Origin of the sequence: Halomonas sp. CnH100-B, from assembly GCF_024124605.1 — a bacterium.
Lineage (GTDB): Bacteria > Pseudomonadota > Gammaproteobacteria > Pseudomonadales > Halomonadaceae > Vreelandella.
On record NZ_JAMXRX010000001.1, the window covers coordinates 755,229 to 772,107 of the forward strand.

Here is a 16,879-nt window from a genome sequence, read left to right on the forward strand (position 1 = left end):
GACGTTTCCTTAACCCTTCTGTTTGATTTTCGCCCAGCTATCTTTCAGACCGACGGTGCGGTTGAACACGAGGTGCTCAGCCGTCGAGGCGTGACGATCGGCGCAGAAATACCCCACCCGCTCGAACTGGAAGCGGTCTTCCGGAGCAGCACTTGCCAGGCTGGGTTCGCCAATCGCGTGGCACACCACCAGCGACTCGGGATTCAAATGCTCGAGGAAGTCGACATCCTTATCACGGTCGGGCTGCTCGACCATAAACAGGTTGTCGTACAGGCGGACTTCCATCGGTACACCATGGGCAGCGCTGACCCAGTGAATCACGCCTTTCACCTTGCGGCCTTCCGGGTTTTTACCCAGGGTGTCGAAGTCCACGGAGCAGCGCAGCTCAACAATCTCACCTGCATCGTCTTTGATCACTTCATCACAGCGAATGACGTAGCTGTTGCGCAGGCGCACTTCTTTGCCCGGTGCTAGGCGGAAGAATTTCTTCGGTGCGTCTTCCATGAAATCGTCTTGGTCGATGTAGAGTTCACGCCCAAACGGCACCTTGCGCATGGGCATGTCGTCACGCGCCGGGTGGCCTGGCACCTCGTAGACCTCTTCGTGGTCTTCTGCCACGTTGGTCAGTACCACTTTCAACGGCTTGAGCACGCACATGGCGCGGGGTGCGTTATCTTCCAAATCTGAGCGGATGGCATGGGTCAGCATGGCGATATCCACAAAACCACCGTCGGAACGGGTCACGCCGATCATTTCACAGAATTTACGAATCGAAGCGGGCGTATAGCCACGGCGACGCATACCGGAAATGGTTGGCATCCGTGGGTCATCCCAACCATCGACGATCTGCTCATCCACCAACAGCTTCAGCTTACGCTTGGAGGTCAGCGTGTAGTCGAGATTGAGACGGGCAAATTCGATCTGACGCGGTTTTGCAGGCACCGGCAGGTTATTCAAGAACCACTCATACAGCGGGCGATGGTCTTCAAATTCCAACGTACAGATGGAGTGGGTAATGCCCTCGATGGCATCCGACTGGCCGTGGGTAAAATCGTACGAGGGGTAGATTTTCCACTTATCACCGGTTTGGTGGTGATGAGCATGACGAATCCGGTACAAAATCGGATCGCGCAAATTGATGTTGGGCGACGCCATATCGATTTTGGCGCGCAGTACTTTTTCGCCTTCACCAAACTCACCGTTGCGCATCCGCTCAAGAAGGTCCAGGTTCTCGTCGGCGCTGCGCTCACGGTAAGGGCTCGGCTTGCCGGGCTCGGTCAGCGTGCCTCGATATTCACGAATCTCATCCGGGGAGAGATCATCCACATAGGCTTTCCCTTCGCGAATCAGGTGTTGGGCCCAGGCGTAGAGCTGATCGAAGTAGTCGGAAGCGAAGCGCACCGGACCGGCCCATTCAAAGCCCAACCAGCTAACGTCTTCTTTGATGGCATCGATGTACGCCTGCTCTTCTTTCGCCGGGTTGGTGTCGTCAAAGCGCAGATGACACTCACCACCCAACTGCTCTGCCAACCCGAAATTCAAACAGATCGACTTGGCGTGGCCGATATGCAAAAAGCCGTTGGGCTCCGGGGGAAAGCGCGTCACGATTTTGGTGACCTGGCCGCCCGCTATCTCGTCGCGTACTTGGTTGCGAATGAAGTTCGGCGCTGGGGTGGTCTCGTTGGTCATGGTGGTGTTGATAACCTCATGGTGGATGGCGTGCAGGGCACACGATACGAAGGCAATCGGGGTTAGCGCTTCGCGGTGCCGAGCAAAACCGCTATTATAACGTGACGCCGATGCACAGCGCCAAGGCGAACGCCTTTATTGAACAGGAATTTATCCATGATCGTATTACAGACGAACCACGGTGACATCACCATTGCGCTTAATCATGAAAAAGCTCCGGCCACTGCGGCGAATTTCGAACAGTACGTGCGCGACGGTTTTTACGACGGCACGCTGTTTCACCGGGTCATCGATGGCTTCATGATTCAAGGCGGCGGTTTCGACCAAGAGTTCAACCAAAAGCCGACACGCGATCCGATCGAAAACGAGGCTGACAACGGTTTGCAAAACACTATCGGCACGCTGGCCATGGCCCGTACGCAAGACCCCCACTCCGCCACGGCGCAGTTCTTTATCAATGTCGGTAATAACAGCTTCCTCAACCATAGCGGCAAAAGCCTGCAAGGTTGGGGCTATGCGGTCTTTGGAGAGGTCGTTGATGGCATGGACGTGGTCAACGCCATCAAAGGTGTGAGCACCACACGTCGCGGCATGCATGCTGACGTTCCCGCAGAAGACGTCATCATCGAACGCGCCTACGTGAAGGAAGCGGAATAACCGTTAGGAGCTTTATGCGTACTCTGCTCATCGCTGATATGCATCTAAGTCACGATACCCCTGAGATCAATCAGGGGTTTTACCGTTACTTGGAACAAACCGCTCAAGGTGCAGACGCGCTCTACATTCTGGGCGATCTTTTCGATGCCTGGATTGGCGACGACCTGCTGGACACGCCGCATCCGTTGAGCGCCGTGGCCCATAATGTCATTCAACGGCTACGTGTACTCAGTGACGCGGGCACTAGCATCTATTTCATTCATGGCAACCGCGATTTTTTGCTGGGTGAGCGCTTCATCAACGGCTGTGGTGCCACTCTGCTGCCAGACAGTGAAGAAGTCGAACTGCAAGGTGTCCCCGCCGTTATTCTTCACGGCGACAGCCTGTGTACCAAAGACGAAGCTTACATGGCGTTTCGCGCTCAGTCGCGAAGCGAGCAGTGGCAGCATCAGATTCTCTCGCTGCCATTGGAGCAGCGATTGGAGCTTGCCAAAAGCTTGCGCATGCAGTCAGGTGATGCCAATGCGGGCAAAGCCGACGACATCATGGACGTCACCCAAGACGAAGTCGTGGCACTTATGGAACGTTGCGGCGTATCGACCATGATTCATGGTCATACTCACCGGCCCAACGTACACGACCTCACAGTGGAAGACGTGCCTGCCAAACGCTTCGTACTAGGGGACTGGGACAGCGAACACGGCTGGGATGTGCTAGTGGAGCGCTCTGACGAGCGTCACGCCGAACCCGTATTGCGGCAGTTTCCACTCAACGCTCCGCCCTAACCTGCGCTCATTGCGACATAAAAAAGCCGATCAAATCGATCGGCTTTTTTTCTATGGCGTTCCTCCAACGCGGGGCTATGCCCTAGCGCTCGATCTCCGCCTCGCTACGCAAGTCGTCAATCAAGCCCTGGATGATCGATTGAGCACGAAGCTGCTCGGCCATTTGGGCCACGAACGCCGTCATTTGCTCATCCACCTCGCCAACGGAAACGTCGTCAAGCGCAACGACAGCCACCCCTTGCGGCATGTTGACGGCACGGTAAACGCTTTCGCCCTCGTCTGGACGAGGCATACGGAAGATTTCACCCACCAGCGATTGAGGCAGCGTGGTGTCCGACTGACGCGACACGTCATTGGCTTCCAGCCACTCCAGCTCGACACTCTCACCTTCCCGCAGGGAAGCAATTAGCTCTGCGGCCTGGGCCTGAAGTGCTTCTTGGCGCTGCTGAGCCGCAACAGCCTGCTCGACTTCCTCGCGAACGGCTTCCAAGGGCAGAACCGTCGCGTCCCGATGCTCGGCCACCCGCAGCACGAGACGTCGATCATTATCGAGTTCGATTACTTCGCTGTTGTAGCCCTCTTCCAGCACGTCTGCACTGAAAGCTTCATCCAGAACGCCGGGCTCAGACAGTACACCTTCTCCTTCACCACGGGCGATCCATTCCGTTCGCTCGAGCGTCAGGCCGAGATCATCAGCGACACTTTGCAGGTCGTCGGCAGCAAAGCTCTCGTCGATCAGGCGCTGCACTTGCTCGTTGAATTCGTCGTTGACACTGCTGAGTGCTACGTCCTGTGCCAGCGCATCGCGCTGCTCTTCAAACGATGGGCCTGCCAGTTCGGTTACCCGAAGAATGTGGAAAGCACCGTCCATTTCTACTAACTGAGAGGTCTCGCCTACGCCCAGAGAAAACGCCGCTTCATCGAAGGCATCACCAAAAAAACCACGGCTAATGACGCCAAGATCGCCACCGTCCTCGGCACTAGCCGTATCGTCCGAGTAGCGCGCCGCGGTATCCGCAAAACTTTCGCCCTCTTCCAATGACGCAAGCGCTTCGCTCGCCAGCGCTTCAGCTTCTTCGCGACTCCGCTCATCGCCGAAGGTCACCATGATGTGTGATACACGACGGTCAGCGCTTTGGTTCTGCTCGCGCCACGCTTCCCGAAGCGCCTGCTCGTCCACCTCGACGTCGTCCGCCATGGCTTGGCGATCGATCAACACGTACTCGACGCGCACCTGTTCAGGACGCTCGAAACGTGACTGGTTGGCATCGTAGTACGCCTGCATCTGTTCGTCGGTGACGTTGACGTCGATCTCGACATCTTCTGCATTCAGCATGACGTAGCGAAAATCGCGCTGCTGACGCTGCAGATCGGCCAAGCGCTGCTCTTCACTGGGTAGGCTGAAATCGCTAAACGCAAGCCCCTGCTGTAAATGCTGACGTTTGATATCGACTCTCAGTTCTTCTCGAAATGAAAGTGGCGTGTAACCGGCACCAGCGAGACGGTTACGGAACAGCTCGGCCGAAAAACGCCCGTCTTGGTCATGAAACTCCGGCAGACTGACGATCATTTGATCCAACTGTGCATCGGAGACGTGAAAACCGCCGTCTTCGGCGTATTGGGTCAGCAAGGTTTGGGTAATGAGCTGGTCGAGCATGTCATTGCGCAGCGCTCGCTCTTGCTCGGGCGGCACCTGGCCAGAACGCAGTGCACGCTGAACGCCCAGCTCGACGTCTTGGCGCATAATGGGTTCACCATTCACGCTGGCGACTTCGTTGGGGTCGCTACCAAACACGCTAAACAGCGATTCCACGCCAAACAGTGCCATGGCCGCCACCATGAGACCGATAATTATCTTGGCACCCCAGCTTCTGGAGCCATCTCGTATACTTTGCAGCATGCTAGCCTCAGATCATCAAAGCCATCTATTGCCCAAATCATCGGGCCAGAAAAGAACATGGGCGCATCGCGGATGCGATGCGCCCATTAGGTTACAGCAAACGCGTGCCAATTAGTTGACGGCGTCTTTCAGCGCTTTACCGGCTTTAAAGCTGGGTACTTTGGCGGCGCTGATTTCGATGGGCTGGCCCGTTTGCGGGTTACGGCCGGTACGTGCAGCACGCTCTTTGATTGCGAAAGTACCAAAACCGACCAGAGAAACACTCTCGCCTTTTTTGAGGCTATCGGTGACAGACTCCACCATGGCATCCAATGCGCGGGTTGCCGCTGCTTTCGGAATATCTGCAGACGCGGCAATAGCTTCAATCAGCTCGGACTTATTCACACTTCACCCCTTAACTGTTTCAAAAAATGGCTCTGAACGGCACGGTCACCGAGTGCATCAACCTCAAAGCATAGCTGCGTTTTATAGCAATGCCTTGAAACACCTGTCAAGCGACCGGGCCGTGAAATGCCCGCTGCTCAAGGCATTGGGCAAATTTATTAAGTAAAATTAAAGCGGAAGGTGCTTTAATGCTTAATGGGTGCTTGCAACAGCATTTGTACTGAACGACTTATCGGCGCCTTTTAGCGTGGCCCCTTCGGTCACGTTCTCCGCCAGCGCAACCGCCAGCACGTCATCTATCCACCGTACGGGACGAATATCAAGTGCTCCTTTGATATTCTCCGGTACTTCCTTGAGATCTCGACGATTTTCCTCAGGGATTAGGACGGTCTTTATACCACCCCGCCGGGCCGCCAGCAATTTCTCCTTTAGACCACCAATCGGCAGCACTTCGCCCCGGAGGTTGACCTCACCTGTCATGGCCACATCGCAGCGTACCGGGCGTTGCGTGTAGGCCGAGACAATGGCTGTCACCATGGCGATACCCGCGCTAGGCCCATCTTTGGGCGTTGCACCCTCAGGCACGTGGATATGCAGGTCCTCGTTCTCGAAACGCTGAGGGTCGATACCATAGGCATCGGCTCGCGCCTTGACCACCGTCTGAGCAGCACTCACCGACTCTTTCATGACATCGCCCAAAGAGCCGGTTTTATTGATGCGACCTTTTCCTGGCGTGACGACCGATTCGATATTGAGCAGCTCGCCGCCCACGGACGTCCATGCCAAGCCGGTGACTCGGCCTACCTGATCCTCTTGCTCTGCCAAACCGTAGCTGTAGCGACGGACACCCGCATAGGTTTCGATCTGATCGGCAGACAAGAGTTGCGGAGCCTGCAGCTTGCTACCGGCTTTGTCTTTCGAGGTGCGCTCGGCTTCAAGGCGCTCGCGCAGTACCTTGCGACACACTTTGGCGATTTGACGTTCGAGCTCCCGCACACCCGCTTCACGGGTGTAGTAGCGCACGAGCTCCAGTAGCGCATCGTCATCGAGTGCCAACTCTTGCTCTTCCAAACCGTTGGCTTCCAGCTGTTTTGGCAGCAGGTAGCGCTTGGCGATGGCCAGCTTCTCATCTTCGGTGTAGCCGGGCAGGCGGATGATCTCCATACGATCCAGCAGCGGGCCTGGAATGTTCATCGAGTTCGCCGTGCAGATAAACAGCGTCTCGGAGAGATCGTAGTCCAGCTCGAGGTAATGGTCGCTAAAGCTACTGTTCTGCTCGGGATCCAACACCTCCAGCAGCGCGGAGGCGGGATCACCCCGATGGTCCATTCCCAGCTTGTCCACTTCATCCAACAGGAACAGCGGATTTTTCACACCGGCACGACTCATGCGCTGCATCAGCTTACCGGGGAGCGAACCAATGTAGGTACGACGATGGCCACGAATCTCCGACTCATCGCGCACGCCACCCAGCGCCAGGCGAACGTACTTACGATTGGTCGCACGGGCAATGGACTGCCCCAATGAGGTTTTCCCCACACCAGGCGGCCCCACCAAACAAAGCACCGGCCCCTTCAGTTTTCGCACGCGCTTTTGGACTGCCAGGTACTCAAGAATGCGCGCCTTGACCTCTTCCAAACCGTAATGATCCGCGTCGAGCACTTCTTGTGCTTTGACCAAGTCATGCTTGACCCGCGTGCGTTTTTTCCACGGCACGGCGATGAGCCAGTCCAGATACGAACGCACTACGGTCGCCTCAGCAGAGTTCGACGCCATCATCTTGAGCTTGTTGAGCTCTTGCGTCGCTTTTTCAGATGCCTCTTTGGGCATGCCGGACTCTTTGATCGCCTGTTCGTACTTTTCTGCCTCATTGGGCACGTTATCCAGCTCACCCATCTCTTTCTGGATGGCCTTCATTTGCTCGTTGAGGTAATACTCGCGCTGCGTTTTCTCCATCTGCTCTTTGACACGCGAGCGGATGCGCTTTTCTACCTGGAGCAGATCGATTTCAGACTCGATCAGCGCCATCAAGTGCTCGATACGGTCACGTACGCGATCCATCTCGAGCAGCTCCTGCTTGTCACCAATTTTCAGCGACAGGTGGGCGCAGATGGTATCCACCAGCCGACTCGGATCTTCGATGCCGGAGAGCGAGTTCAGCACTTCGTTGGGGACCTTCTTGGAGAGTTTGACGTACTGCTCGAACTGATTCAGCAGCACTCTCACCAGCGCCTCCTGCTCACGGCTGGTGAGCGGCTCGCTTTCACGCGGCGTTAAATGCGCTTGGGTGTAGCCCGCCTCGTTTTCTTCGATATCGATGACATCAGCGCGGAAGCTCCCCTCGATCAAAACCTTGACGGTACCATCTGGCAGTTTCAGCAGCTGCATGATGTCTGCAACGGTCCCCATCGCGTAGAGGTCCGCATTGTCAGGATCATCCTGTGAGGCTTCTCGCTGAGCCACCAGCAGTACACGCTTGTCGGCTTCCATTGCGGCTTCCAGGGCCTGAATGGACTTTTCACGACCAACAAAAAGCGGAATAACCATTTGCGGGTACACTACGACATCCCGCAATGGCAACAGGGGTAGACATTGTGTCTGATCGGCGTTCTGCTGCATCGCAGACGTTCCTCAAATTCGGATGAGTACTTGAACGGTACTTAGCCAAGTACCTCACAGTGTGAAAGGGCATGGCAGGACACGCTCACTGCGTGCTGATCAGCCATTTCAAGTCGTGTGTTAACAACAAGGGGCCGCCTAGGCGACCCCTTGGTTTGGCACCAGCGGTGGAGAGCTAGGCCGTGGCACGCACGTCGGGGTTAGCCGTCGGTGCCGTCGACCCGGGCTTCTTCCTGCTGCGAGTAGATCAACAGTGGCTCGCTTTCGCCAGCGATAACCGAGCCATCGATGACGACTTTGCTCACCCCTTCCAAGGATGGAATTTCATACATCGTGTCGAGCAGAACCGACTCTAGTATGGAGCGAAGGCCACGCGCGCCGGTTTTACGCTCCATAGCTTTCGCCGCCACGGCTTTCAGCGCATCGTCTCTAAACTCCAGCGTGACGTCTTCCATCTCGAAGAGCTTGGCGTATTGCTTGATCAGCGAGTTTTTGGGCTCGGTCAAGATTTGCACCAGTGCATCTTCGGTGAGTTCGGTCAACGTGGCGATGACGGGCAGACGACCGACGAACTCTGGGATCAAACCGAACTTGACCAGATCTTCAGGTTCGACATCTGCCAACAGCTCTCCCACACCGCGAGAGGACTCTTTGCTCTTGACGCTGGCGTTGAAGCCAATCCCGCCTTTCTCGGCACGATCACGAATCACTTTATCGAGACCCGCAAACGCACCGCCGACGATGAACAAGATATTCGCTGTATTTACCTGGACAAACTCCTGCTGAGGATGCTTGCGCCCCCCTTGCGGAGGAACAGAGGCCGTCGTGCCTTCAATCAGCTTCAACAGCGCCTGTTGCACGCCTTCGCCAGAAACATCACGGGTAATCGACGGATTGTCCGATTTGCGCGAGATCTTGTCGATTTCATCGATGTAAACAATGCCGCGCTCGGCCTTCTCGACATCGTAGTCACACTTCTGAAGCAGCTTTTGGATGATGTTTTCAACATCTTCACCCACGTAACCTGCTTCGGTCAGCGTCGTTGCATCAGCAATGGTAAAAGGTACATTCAGTAGCCGCGCCATGGTTTCGGCGAGGAGCGTTTTACCGCTGCCCGTCGGACCAATCAGCAGGATGTTGGATTTACCTAGCTCCACATCGCCTTCACGCACTTCTGACTTCAGACGCTTGTAGTGGTTATATACCGCTACGGACAGCACCATTTTGGCGCGGTCTTGTCCGATGACGTAGTCGTCCAATGTATGACGTATTTCGCGGGGCGTAGGTAAACGCTCCTCATCGCTCTCGGCATCGGCTTCGAGAACTTCTTCGCGAATGATGTCATTACATAAATCGACACACTCATCGCAGATATACACGGACGGGCCGGCAATCAGCTTACGTACTTCGTTTTGGTTTTTGCCACAAAACGAGCAGTAGAGCAGTTTGCCACCTTCGTCCTTGCCTTTGCCGTCGGCCATTCGCGTACCTCTGTCACTGCGGCGGCTGACGCCGCCTTAAAAGCTCGTTAGAAAAGCAGAATCCTATCACGCTATCAGGATGTAGGCCGCTTATCCAGCACTGCGTCAATCAAGCCGTACTCTTTGGCCTTATTGGCGCTCATGAAATTGTCGCGGTCGGTATCTTGGGCCACTTTCTCAATCTCTTGACCGGTGTGATGGGCCAGGATTTGATTCAGTTTTTCACGAATACCGAGAATTTCACGGGTGTGAATCTCGATATCCGATGCTTGGCCTTGGTAACCACCGAGCGGCTGGTGAATCATTACACGGGAATTAGGCAGGCAGTAACGCTTGCCTGCTGCACCCGCGGTGAGCAGGAGTGCGCCCATGCTAGCCGCTTGACCGATACACACGGTGGAGACATCCGGCTTGATGAACTGCATGGTGTCGTAGATGGACATCCCTGCCGTCACCGAGCCACCGGGCGAGTTAATGTAAAGATGAATATCCTTATCAGGATTCTCAGACTCAAGAAACAGCAGCTGCGCCACGACAAGGTTGGCCATGTAATCTTCTACCGGGCCTACCAGGAAAATCACGCGCTCTTTGAGAAGACGCGAGTAAATGTCGTAGGCTCTTTCCCCTTTGGCGCTCTGCTCAACCACCATGGGCACTAAACCGCCGGCGTTTTGAATATCAAACTCACTCATTCGGGTGATTCCTTGCGTCCGGTAAGGGAAAAGCGCACCCCAGCAGGGTGCGCCACGCGATGAGATCAGGCGCTTGCCTGTTCGCCCTCTTCGTTCTCATCTTGCTCAGCCTGTTGCTGAGCGGCAGCCAGCGCTTGCTGGTAAGACATTTCCACGTCTTTTACGTTCGTTTGCTCAAGCAGCTTATCGACGGCTTTCTCTTCGAGAATGGCAGATTTTACCTGGGTCTTCAGCTGCTCGTTACCCATGTAGTACTCCACCACTTCGGAGGGGTCTTGATATTGCTCGGCCAGCTCTTCGACCTTCGCTTTGATCTCAGCGTCGTCAGCGTCAAGCTCGTGGGCTTTGATCACTTCAGCCAACAGCAGACCGACTTGAACACGACCTTTGGCCTGCTCTTCGAACAGCTCGTTCGGCAGCTGGCTGACATCAAAGTCTTCACCCAAACCGAACTGCTGAGCTGCCTGACGCTTCATTCCGTCAGTCTCTTGCTGAACCAGCGCGCTGGGAACAGGAATGTCGTTCGCCTTTTTGAGGGCGTCCAATACCTGCTGCTTCACACGATTATCGACCGCCTGTGACGCCTCACGTGTCATGTTCTTTTTAATCTCAGCGCGGAATTTGGTCTCGTCACCACCTTCTACGCCAAAACGCTCGATGAACGCTGCATCCACTTCCGGCAACTTCTGAGTGCTGACTTTGTGGACGGTAACTTTGAAAGTCGCATCCTGACCGGCAAGGTGCTCGGCTTGGTAATCTTCCGGGAACGTTACAGAGATGGTTTTCTCTTCGCCCGCTTTGGCACCGATCAGCTGCTCTTCGAAGCCCGGAATGAAGCTATTGGAACCGATGACCAACGCGTGGCCTTCAGCGCTACCACCCTCGAACGGCTCGTCACCCAAGAAACCTTGGAAGTCGATGGTGACTTGGTCGCCATCCGCTGCGGCCGCGTCAACCTCTTCCCACGCGGCGTTTTGCTTACGCAGCGTGTCGATCATTTCATCGACATCGGCGTCGCTAACGGAAACCACCGGACGCTCAACCTCAGTGCCTTCTATAGACGCCAGTTCGACCTGCGGATAGATTTCCATGATGGCAACGAACTCGAGATCTTTGCCTTCTTGATTTACTTTTGGCTCGATCTGCGGGAAACCAGCAGGATTGAGGCCTTCTTCAGTGATCGCACGCACGTAGCGTTCACGCATCACTTCGCCTACCACTTCATTGCGCACGCTGTCGCCATAGCGCTGACGCACGACGGCCATTGGCACCCGGCCTTGGCGGAAACCGTTCAAGCGAACGTTTTTCGCGGTGTCTTTCAAGCGAGCGCTGACGGCCTCGTCGATATCTGCTGCCGGCACCTGAATAGTGATACGGCGTTCGATCTGGGAGGTCGTCTCGACGGAAACTTGCATGAATTGTCCTCTAGCGGCTGGGCGTTGTGTTAGTTGCGTAAAATATATTCAAGGGGTCAATTTTAAGAACCCTGACGCATGGTGGCAAGCGCCATGCTCGCAAGATGGGGGCACGAGCATCAAATACAAGGGGTTAGCAGGACAAAAACTCACGCGTCACGCGCTGGCCACCATAACGATACCGCATGCAGCAGGAGGCCACAGGTCGTCGCGTGGGAGATGAAGACCTGCCAACTGATCCATTCGGTAAACACGGCATGCCAGGCTCCCATTACCAAAGCCCCCAACACCAGCATCATGGCCAAGCGCTTAAGCAATGGCGGCACTGCTTGCCGGGCTTCAAGTGACAACATCTTCCACTGAAAGATGGCAGCACCTGCTACGAACACCAAAGCTATCAGCAGTAGCGTCTGGCGAGTTTCGTGCCCGCCCGCCATGTAACGTGGCAATGCGGACAGCATCACGACGCACAACCCCAGTGCCACGCTGACCCGCTCAGGGGAGTAAAGCGCTCGCTGCATGTTAAACGACCTTCAGCTGCTGAGTTTCGATCCACTCCTCGACCCAAGGTAGCGCAGCATCATCGGCCATGAAGGTTTCCATGGCATCGATTTCAAGACGCTCACCTAACCGTTGAGCACCGTGGTCTTGAAGGAGGTCATCCAGCGCCCGGCCCGCGCCGCAAAACGTGTCCCCATAGGAGCTGTCACCTAGCGCAATGAGGCCATAACGCAATCCTGTAAGTGAAGGGCTTTGGTCTTTCAGGCTGCGTACAAAGGGAACGAAATTACCGGGAAAATCCCCACTGCCGGTGGTCGAAACACAGAACAGGGTCAGGTCATTTCTCTGGGTAATATCCTCAACCGTTGGCTGCTCAGAGATATCGACAGCATAACCAGCCTGTTCAAACAGAGGCTTGACCTGTTCCGCCACATCCAATGCACCGCCATACATGGTGCCCACCAGAATGGTTAACGTCGGCATTGTTCTACTCCTAGGCAATGGTGTCGCACCTTACGTTGTGATTTCCACAAAGTTCAGTCGACAAATACCTGATGAATTTGCTCAAATATTAACACGACTGGCAAAAACGACGCACGCCCCACGTGGGGCTTCGACAATTGCGCAACAGGAGCGCTTATGCAGCAGGCCTTCGAGACATGGATCACGCCCATCATGGTGGGTGGCTTGATCATCTTTATGTGTTTCATCATTTGGGATTTGGCCAAAAAATCGAACGCTGGCAAGTTTGGCACGATCATGCTGTTTGTCGTGCTAGGCGCTGGCATGCTGGGCTACGTCATTAAAGTCGTGATCACTTGGCTGATTGAAGGACGCGGTATTTAACTTCGCACTCATTACGACACATCCAGAAGCCCATATGAGTGATGCAAAAAAGGAGTGCCTGACGGCACTCCTTTTCGTTGGGCAGCCATGGCAGGGTGATACTACTGGCTACTCGCGTAGCGCTCCACCTGCTGCTTGAGCTTCTGACCGGGGCGAAACGTGACGACACGCCGAGCAGAAATGGGAATCTCCTCACCGGTCTTGGGGTTTCGTCCTGGCCGCTCACGCTTATCACGTAGGTCAAAGTTGCCAAAGCCCGACAGTTTCACCTGTTCGTTCTCACGCAAACAGGCGCGAATTTCTTCAAAGAACGCCTCTACCATCGCTTTTGCTTCTCGCTTCGACAGCGCCAGCTCTGTGTGTAAATGCTCAGCTAGCTCTGCTTTGGTCAACGCACCCATAGGGCTCCTCCATGTAGCATACGCATTGCCAAGAACGTGATAAGCGTCGTGTCATGGCATAGCTTAGTTAGCCGCGAAGTTCGGCATCTAATTCGGCTCGCACGTTAGTAATGATCGAGTCGACCAACTGATTGATTTCTTCATCATTTAGCGTGCGCGAAGCGTGTTGCCAGGTCAAGCCCAATGCAATGCTCTTATAACCTTCGGCCACGCCTTTACCAGCATAGACATCAAATAGCTTTATGTCTTTCAGGTAATCCCCTGCCTTGGCTTTAGCGCAATCCAACAGCGCTTGCACTGGCGTGGCATCTTTGAGGATGAACGCCAAGTCACGACGCACCTCTGGATAGCGGGACAGCGGTTCGAACGCCGGAATCGCCCCTTGGCTCAGCGCATCCAAACGGACCTCAAACAGCACGGCATCGACCTTGAGGCCCAATGTCGCTCGCACTTGCGGATGTAGCGTACCAATCCAGCCTGCTGGTTTACCCTGGTGGAAGAGCTGCGCTGTTTGCCCTGGGTGCAGCGAAGGGTGCTCTCCGGGTTCGAAGCGCCACTCGTCCTGAGCGCCGCCCATGGCCAGTAGACTCTCTAGATCGCCCTTCAGGTCATAGAAGTCCACCTGCGCCTTGGCACCATTCCACCCTTCCGCCTCGCGACCACCACAAACCAGTGCGCCCATCATCGGCACCTGAGTCAAGTGATCCAACGGCCCATTGAACACCAAGCCCGTTTCAAAAATACGCACACGCGTCTGCTGACGATTCAGGTTGTGCTCGAGCGCTCGCACCAAACCGGGAAAGAGACTGGCACGCATCACCGACAGATCCGATGAGATCGGGTTAGCGAGCACGGGAGAAACCGCGTCGGGTAGCATTGCAGCCTGCAGATCAGGTGCAACGAAGCTGTACGTCACTGCTTCTTGGAAGCCGCGGGCGACCATTTGGTTACGCAACTGCGACTGGGTCAAGCTGGCTTCGTTCGCGGATCGCAGCGCCAATCGGGCGGCAGGACGACGCACTGGTAGGTTGTTGTAGCCATGAATACGCGCCACTTCTTCGATGAGGTCTTCCTCGATGGCGACGTCAAACCGCCAACTAGGCGCGACCACCGACCAACCTTCCGCCTGCTTATCCACGGCCAGCCCAAGACGCTGGAGAATATCGGTCACATCGTCCGCCGATAGCCGCTTGGAAAGCGCGCTTTCAAGACGAGCTTCACGCAGCGTAATCGCACGCGGTGCGGGCAAGTGTTCCTCGCTAACGGTCTCTACCACCGGCCCCGCCTGACCACCACAGATCTCCAACAGAAGCTGTGTGGCACGCTCGACTGCCATGACGGGGAGCTCAGGATCGACGCCACGTTCGAAACGGTGCGATGCATCGGTGTGCAGCCCGTAAGAGCGCGCCTGCCCAGCAATCGCAAGCGGCGCAAAGAACGCCGACTCTAGGAAAATAGTCTGTGTATTTGCGCTAACCCCAGAGTTCTCGCCCCCCATGATACCAGCCATCGCCAGAGGACCTCGCTCATCGGCAATGACGAGCGTTTCGGGGCGCAAAGCGACCTCTTGGCCATCCAACAACGTCAAGCGTTCGGCGTCTTTGGCCAGACGCACGGTAATACCGCCCTGCAAATGATCGCGATCGAATGCGTGTAACGGCTGGCCAAGCTCTAGCATGACGTAGTTGGTGACATCCACCACCGGATCGATGGAGCGCACGCCGCTGCGTCGCAGGCGCTCGACCATCCAGAGCGGTGTTTCGGCATCCACTTTCACGCCTTCGATCACCCGCCCCACGTAGCGAGGGCACTGCTCTGGCGCATCGACCACAACGGGGAAAGTCGTATCGATGGTGGCTTCGACCTCGGTCATGTCCGGACCGTGCACCGGCAGACGGTTAAGGACGCCGACTTCTCTGGCCAGCCCTTTGATGCTGAGGCAGTCGCCGCGGTTCGGCGTCAAATCCACCTCGATGGTCATATCATCGAGCTGCATGTAGTCACGGAAAGGCGTACCAACCGGCGCCGACTCGGGCAGTACCAGAATGCCTGGAGAGGTTTCCTCCTCCAACCCCAACTCTGAAGCCGAGCAGATCATGCCGCGGGATTCAACGCCACGCAGCTTGGCTTTCTTGATTTTGAAATCCCCTGGCAAAACACCCCCCACCTGGGCAAAGGGAATTTTCTGCCCTACGTCGACGTTGGGCGCACCACACACCACTTGCACAGGCTCACCCGTGCCGTCATTGACGGTACAGACATTGAGCTTATCGGCATCGGGATGCTTCTCTTTGGTCAGCACTTCAGCCACGACCACACCGCTAAAAGCAGCGGCGACCGGCTCAACGGCATCTACTTCAAGGCCCGCCATGGTGATCTGGTCGGCCATGGCCTGCGTTTCCAGCTGCGGAGCTACCCATTCACGCAGCCACTGTTCTGAAAATTTCATGTTGATTCCCGTCGCTGGCAGCGGTCTTAGGTGAATTGACGAAGAAAGCGCAGATCGTTTTCAAAGAACAAGCGCAGATCATTAACGCCGTATCGAAGCATCGCCAAACGTTCAGCGCCCATCCCAAAGGCAAAACCCGTATAGCGCTCGGTATCGATACCGGAGTGCCGAAATACCTCAGGGTGAACCATGCCGCAACCCATGACTTCCAACCAGCCGCTATGGGAGCAGACACGACAGCCATGACCGCTACACATCACGCACTGAATATCGACCTCAGCAGAGGGCTCCGTGAAGGGGAAGTACGAGGGGCGAAAGCGAACCGACAAATCGTCACGCTCGAAGAACGCCTGCAGGAAATCTTCGATCGTTCCCTTCAAGTCGGCAAAACTGACGCCTTCATCCACCAGCAAACCTTCGACCTGATGGAACATGGGCGTATGGGTCAAGTCCGAATCGCTACGGTAGACGCGCCCAGGGCAGACGATACGAATGGGCGGCTCACTGCTCTTCATGGTGCGCACTTGCACCGGAGACGTATGAGTGCGTAACAGGCGAGTCGCATCGAAATAAAAGGTATCCGCCATTCCGCGCGCCGGATGGTGAGCAGGAATATTGAGCGCTTCGAAATTGTGATAGTCGTCTTCGATCTCGGGACCCACGGCCACATCGTAACCAATACGCGTAAACAACGCTTCGATACGCTCCAGCGTACGGGTAACGGGGTGAAGCCCGCCGCTCTCTTGGCCTCGACCAGGTAACGTGACGTCAATTCGCTCAGCCGCTAAGCGGGCATTGAGCGCTTCGCTCTCCAGTTGCTGACGCTTGGCATCGATCTCACTCGACAGCGTCTGCTTGGCCTGATTGATTTGCTCGCCAGCCGCAGGGCGCTCTTCTGCCGACAGCTTGCCCAGCCCTTTCAACAAGGCCGTCACTTCGCCTTTCTTACCTAAGTAACGTACGCGCAACTCATCTAGCGCTGAGACGCTCTGCGCAGCTTGAATAGCATCGCGGGCCTCTGACACCAGAGTAGGAAGGTGATCCATCCGATTTACTCCGA

15 protein-coding genes are annotated in these 16,879 nt (G+C 55.7%); 3 read left to right on the top strand and 12 right to left on the bottom strand.

The window, feature by feature from the left end; translation table 11 throughout:
• Positions 1-9: 9 nt before the first annotated feature.
• Positions 10-1,689 carry a glutamine--tRNA ligase/YqeY domain fusion protein gene (locus NH398_RS03395; RefSeq protein WP_253016488.1) on the bottom strand — a complete coding sequence of 560 codons (1,680 nt, stop codon included), beginning with the start codon at positions 1,687-1,689 and terminating at the stop codon, positions 10-12.
• A 156-nt stretch (positions 1,690-1,845) separates the two neighbouring features.
• Between NH398_RS03395 and NH398_RS03400 the strand changes: the two genes are divergently transcribed.
• Both NH398_RS03400 and NH398_RS03405 read left to right on the top strand, forming a co-directional pair.
• On the top strand, positions 1,846-2,346 hold the full coding sequence (locus tag NH398_RS03400) for a peptidylprolyl isomerase (RefSeq protein WP_253016490.1): 501 nt from the start codon (positions 1,846-1,848) through the stop codon (positions 2,344-2,346).
• Positions 2,347-2,360: 14 nt separating this feature from the next.
• Positions 2,361-3,131, top strand: coding sequence for a UDP-2,3-diacylglucosamine diphosphatase (locus NH398_RS03405; protein ID WP_159342042.1), 771 nt, complete (start codon positions 2,361-2,363; stop codon positions 3,129-3,131).
• 82 nt (positions 3,132-3,213) lie between these two features.
• Here NH398_RS03405 and NH398_RS03410 read toward each other — a convergent pair whose 3' ends face one another.
• The 8 genes from NH398_RS03410 to NH398_RS03445 all read right to left on the bottom strand — a co-directional run bounded on the left by NH398_RS03410 (position 3,214) and on the right by NH398_RS03445 (position 12,606).
• A complete protein-coding gene (locus tag NH398_RS03410; RefSeq protein ID WP_253016492.1) occupies positions 3,214-5,031 on the bottom strand; it encodes a SurA N-terminal domain-containing protein in 1,818 nt (605 codons plus the stop codon).
• Positions 5,032-5,142: 111 nt separating this feature from the next.
• A complete protein-coding gene (locus NH398_RS03415; protein ID WP_009724302.1) occupies positions 5,143-5,415 on the bottom strand; it encodes an HU family DNA-binding protein in 273 nt (90 codons plus the stop codon).
• A gap of 192 nt (positions 5,416-5,607) precedes the next feature.
• Positions 5,608-8,034 carry an endopeptidase La gene (gene lon, locus NH398_RS03420; protein ID WP_253016494.1) on the bottom strand — a complete coding sequence of 809 codons (2,427 nt, stop codon included), beginning with the start codon at positions 8,032-8,034 and terminating at the stop codon, positions 5,608-5,610.
• A 200-nt stretch (positions 8,035-8,234) separates the two neighbouring features.
• Positions 8,235-9,515, bottom strand: a complete 1,281-nt coding sequence (clpX, locus tag NH398_RS03425) for an ATP-dependent Clp protease ATP-binding subunit ClpX (protein WP_159342039.1) — start codon at positions 9,513-9,515, stop codon at positions 8,235-8,237.
• A 74-nt stretch (positions 9,516-9,589) separates the two neighbouring features.
• Entirely contained in the window at positions 9,590-10,207 is a 618-nt protein-coding gene (clpP, locus tag NH398_RS03430) for an ATP-dependent Clp endopeptidase proteolytic subunit ClpP (RefSeq protein WP_159342038.1), read from the bottom strand.
• A 65-nt stretch (positions 10,208-10,272) separates the two neighbouring features.
• Positions 10,273-11,622: a trigger factor gene (gene tig, locus NH398_RS03435; protein WP_253016496.1), complete on the bottom strand. Its 1,350-nt coding sequence runs from the start codon at positions 11,620-11,622 to the stop codon at positions 10,273-10,275.
• A 149-nt stretch (positions 11,623-11,771) separates the two neighbouring features.
• A complete protein-coding gene (locus NH398_RS03440; RefSeq protein WP_159342036.1) occupies positions 11,772-12,143 on the bottom strand; it encodes a hypothetical protein in 372 nt (123 codons plus the stop codon).
• A 1-nt stretch (position 12,144) separates the two neighbouring features.
• Positions 12,145-12,606 (bottom strand): flavodoxin, encoded by a 462-nt coding sequence (locus NH398_RS03445; protein WP_159342035.1) that lies wholly within the window; start codon positions 12,604-12,606, stop codon positions 12,145-12,147.
• Positions 12,607-12,762: 156 nt separating this feature from the next.
• Between NH398_RS03445 and NH398_RS03450 the strand changes: the two genes are divergently transcribed.
• Positions 12,763-12,969 (top strand): DUF2788 domain-containing protein, encoded by a 207-nt coding sequence (locus NH398_RS03450; protein WP_159342034.1) that lies wholly within the window; start codon positions 12,763-12,765, stop codon positions 12,967-12,969.
• Between the two features lie 101 nt (positions 12,970-13,070).
• Here NH398_RS03450 and NH398_RS03455 read toward each other — a convergent pair whose 3' ends face one another.
• The 3 genes from NH398_RS03455 to pheS form a co-directional block, all read right to left on the bottom strand.
• Positions 13,071-13,370, bottom strand: coding sequence for an integration host factor subunit alpha (locus tag NH398_RS03455; protein WP_159342033.1), 300 nt, complete (start codon positions 13,368-13,370; stop codon positions 13,071-13,073).
• 67 nt (positions 13,371-13,437) lie between these two features.
• Positions 13,438-15,819: a phenylalanine--tRNA ligase subunit beta gene (pheT, locus tag NH398_RS03460; RefSeq protein ID WP_253016498.1), complete on the bottom strand. Its 2,382-nt coding sequence runs from the start codon at positions 15,817-15,819 to the stop codon at positions 13,438-13,440.
• Between the two features lie 26 nt (positions 15,820-15,845).
• Complete coding sequence (gene pheS / locus NH398_RS03465; protein WP_253016500.1) at positions 15,846-16,865, bottom strand: phenylalanine--tRNA ligase subunit alpha; 1,020 nt, start codon at positions 16,863-16,865, stop codon at positions 15,846-15,848.
• Between the last annotated feature and the right edge of the window lie 14 nt (positions 16,866-16,879).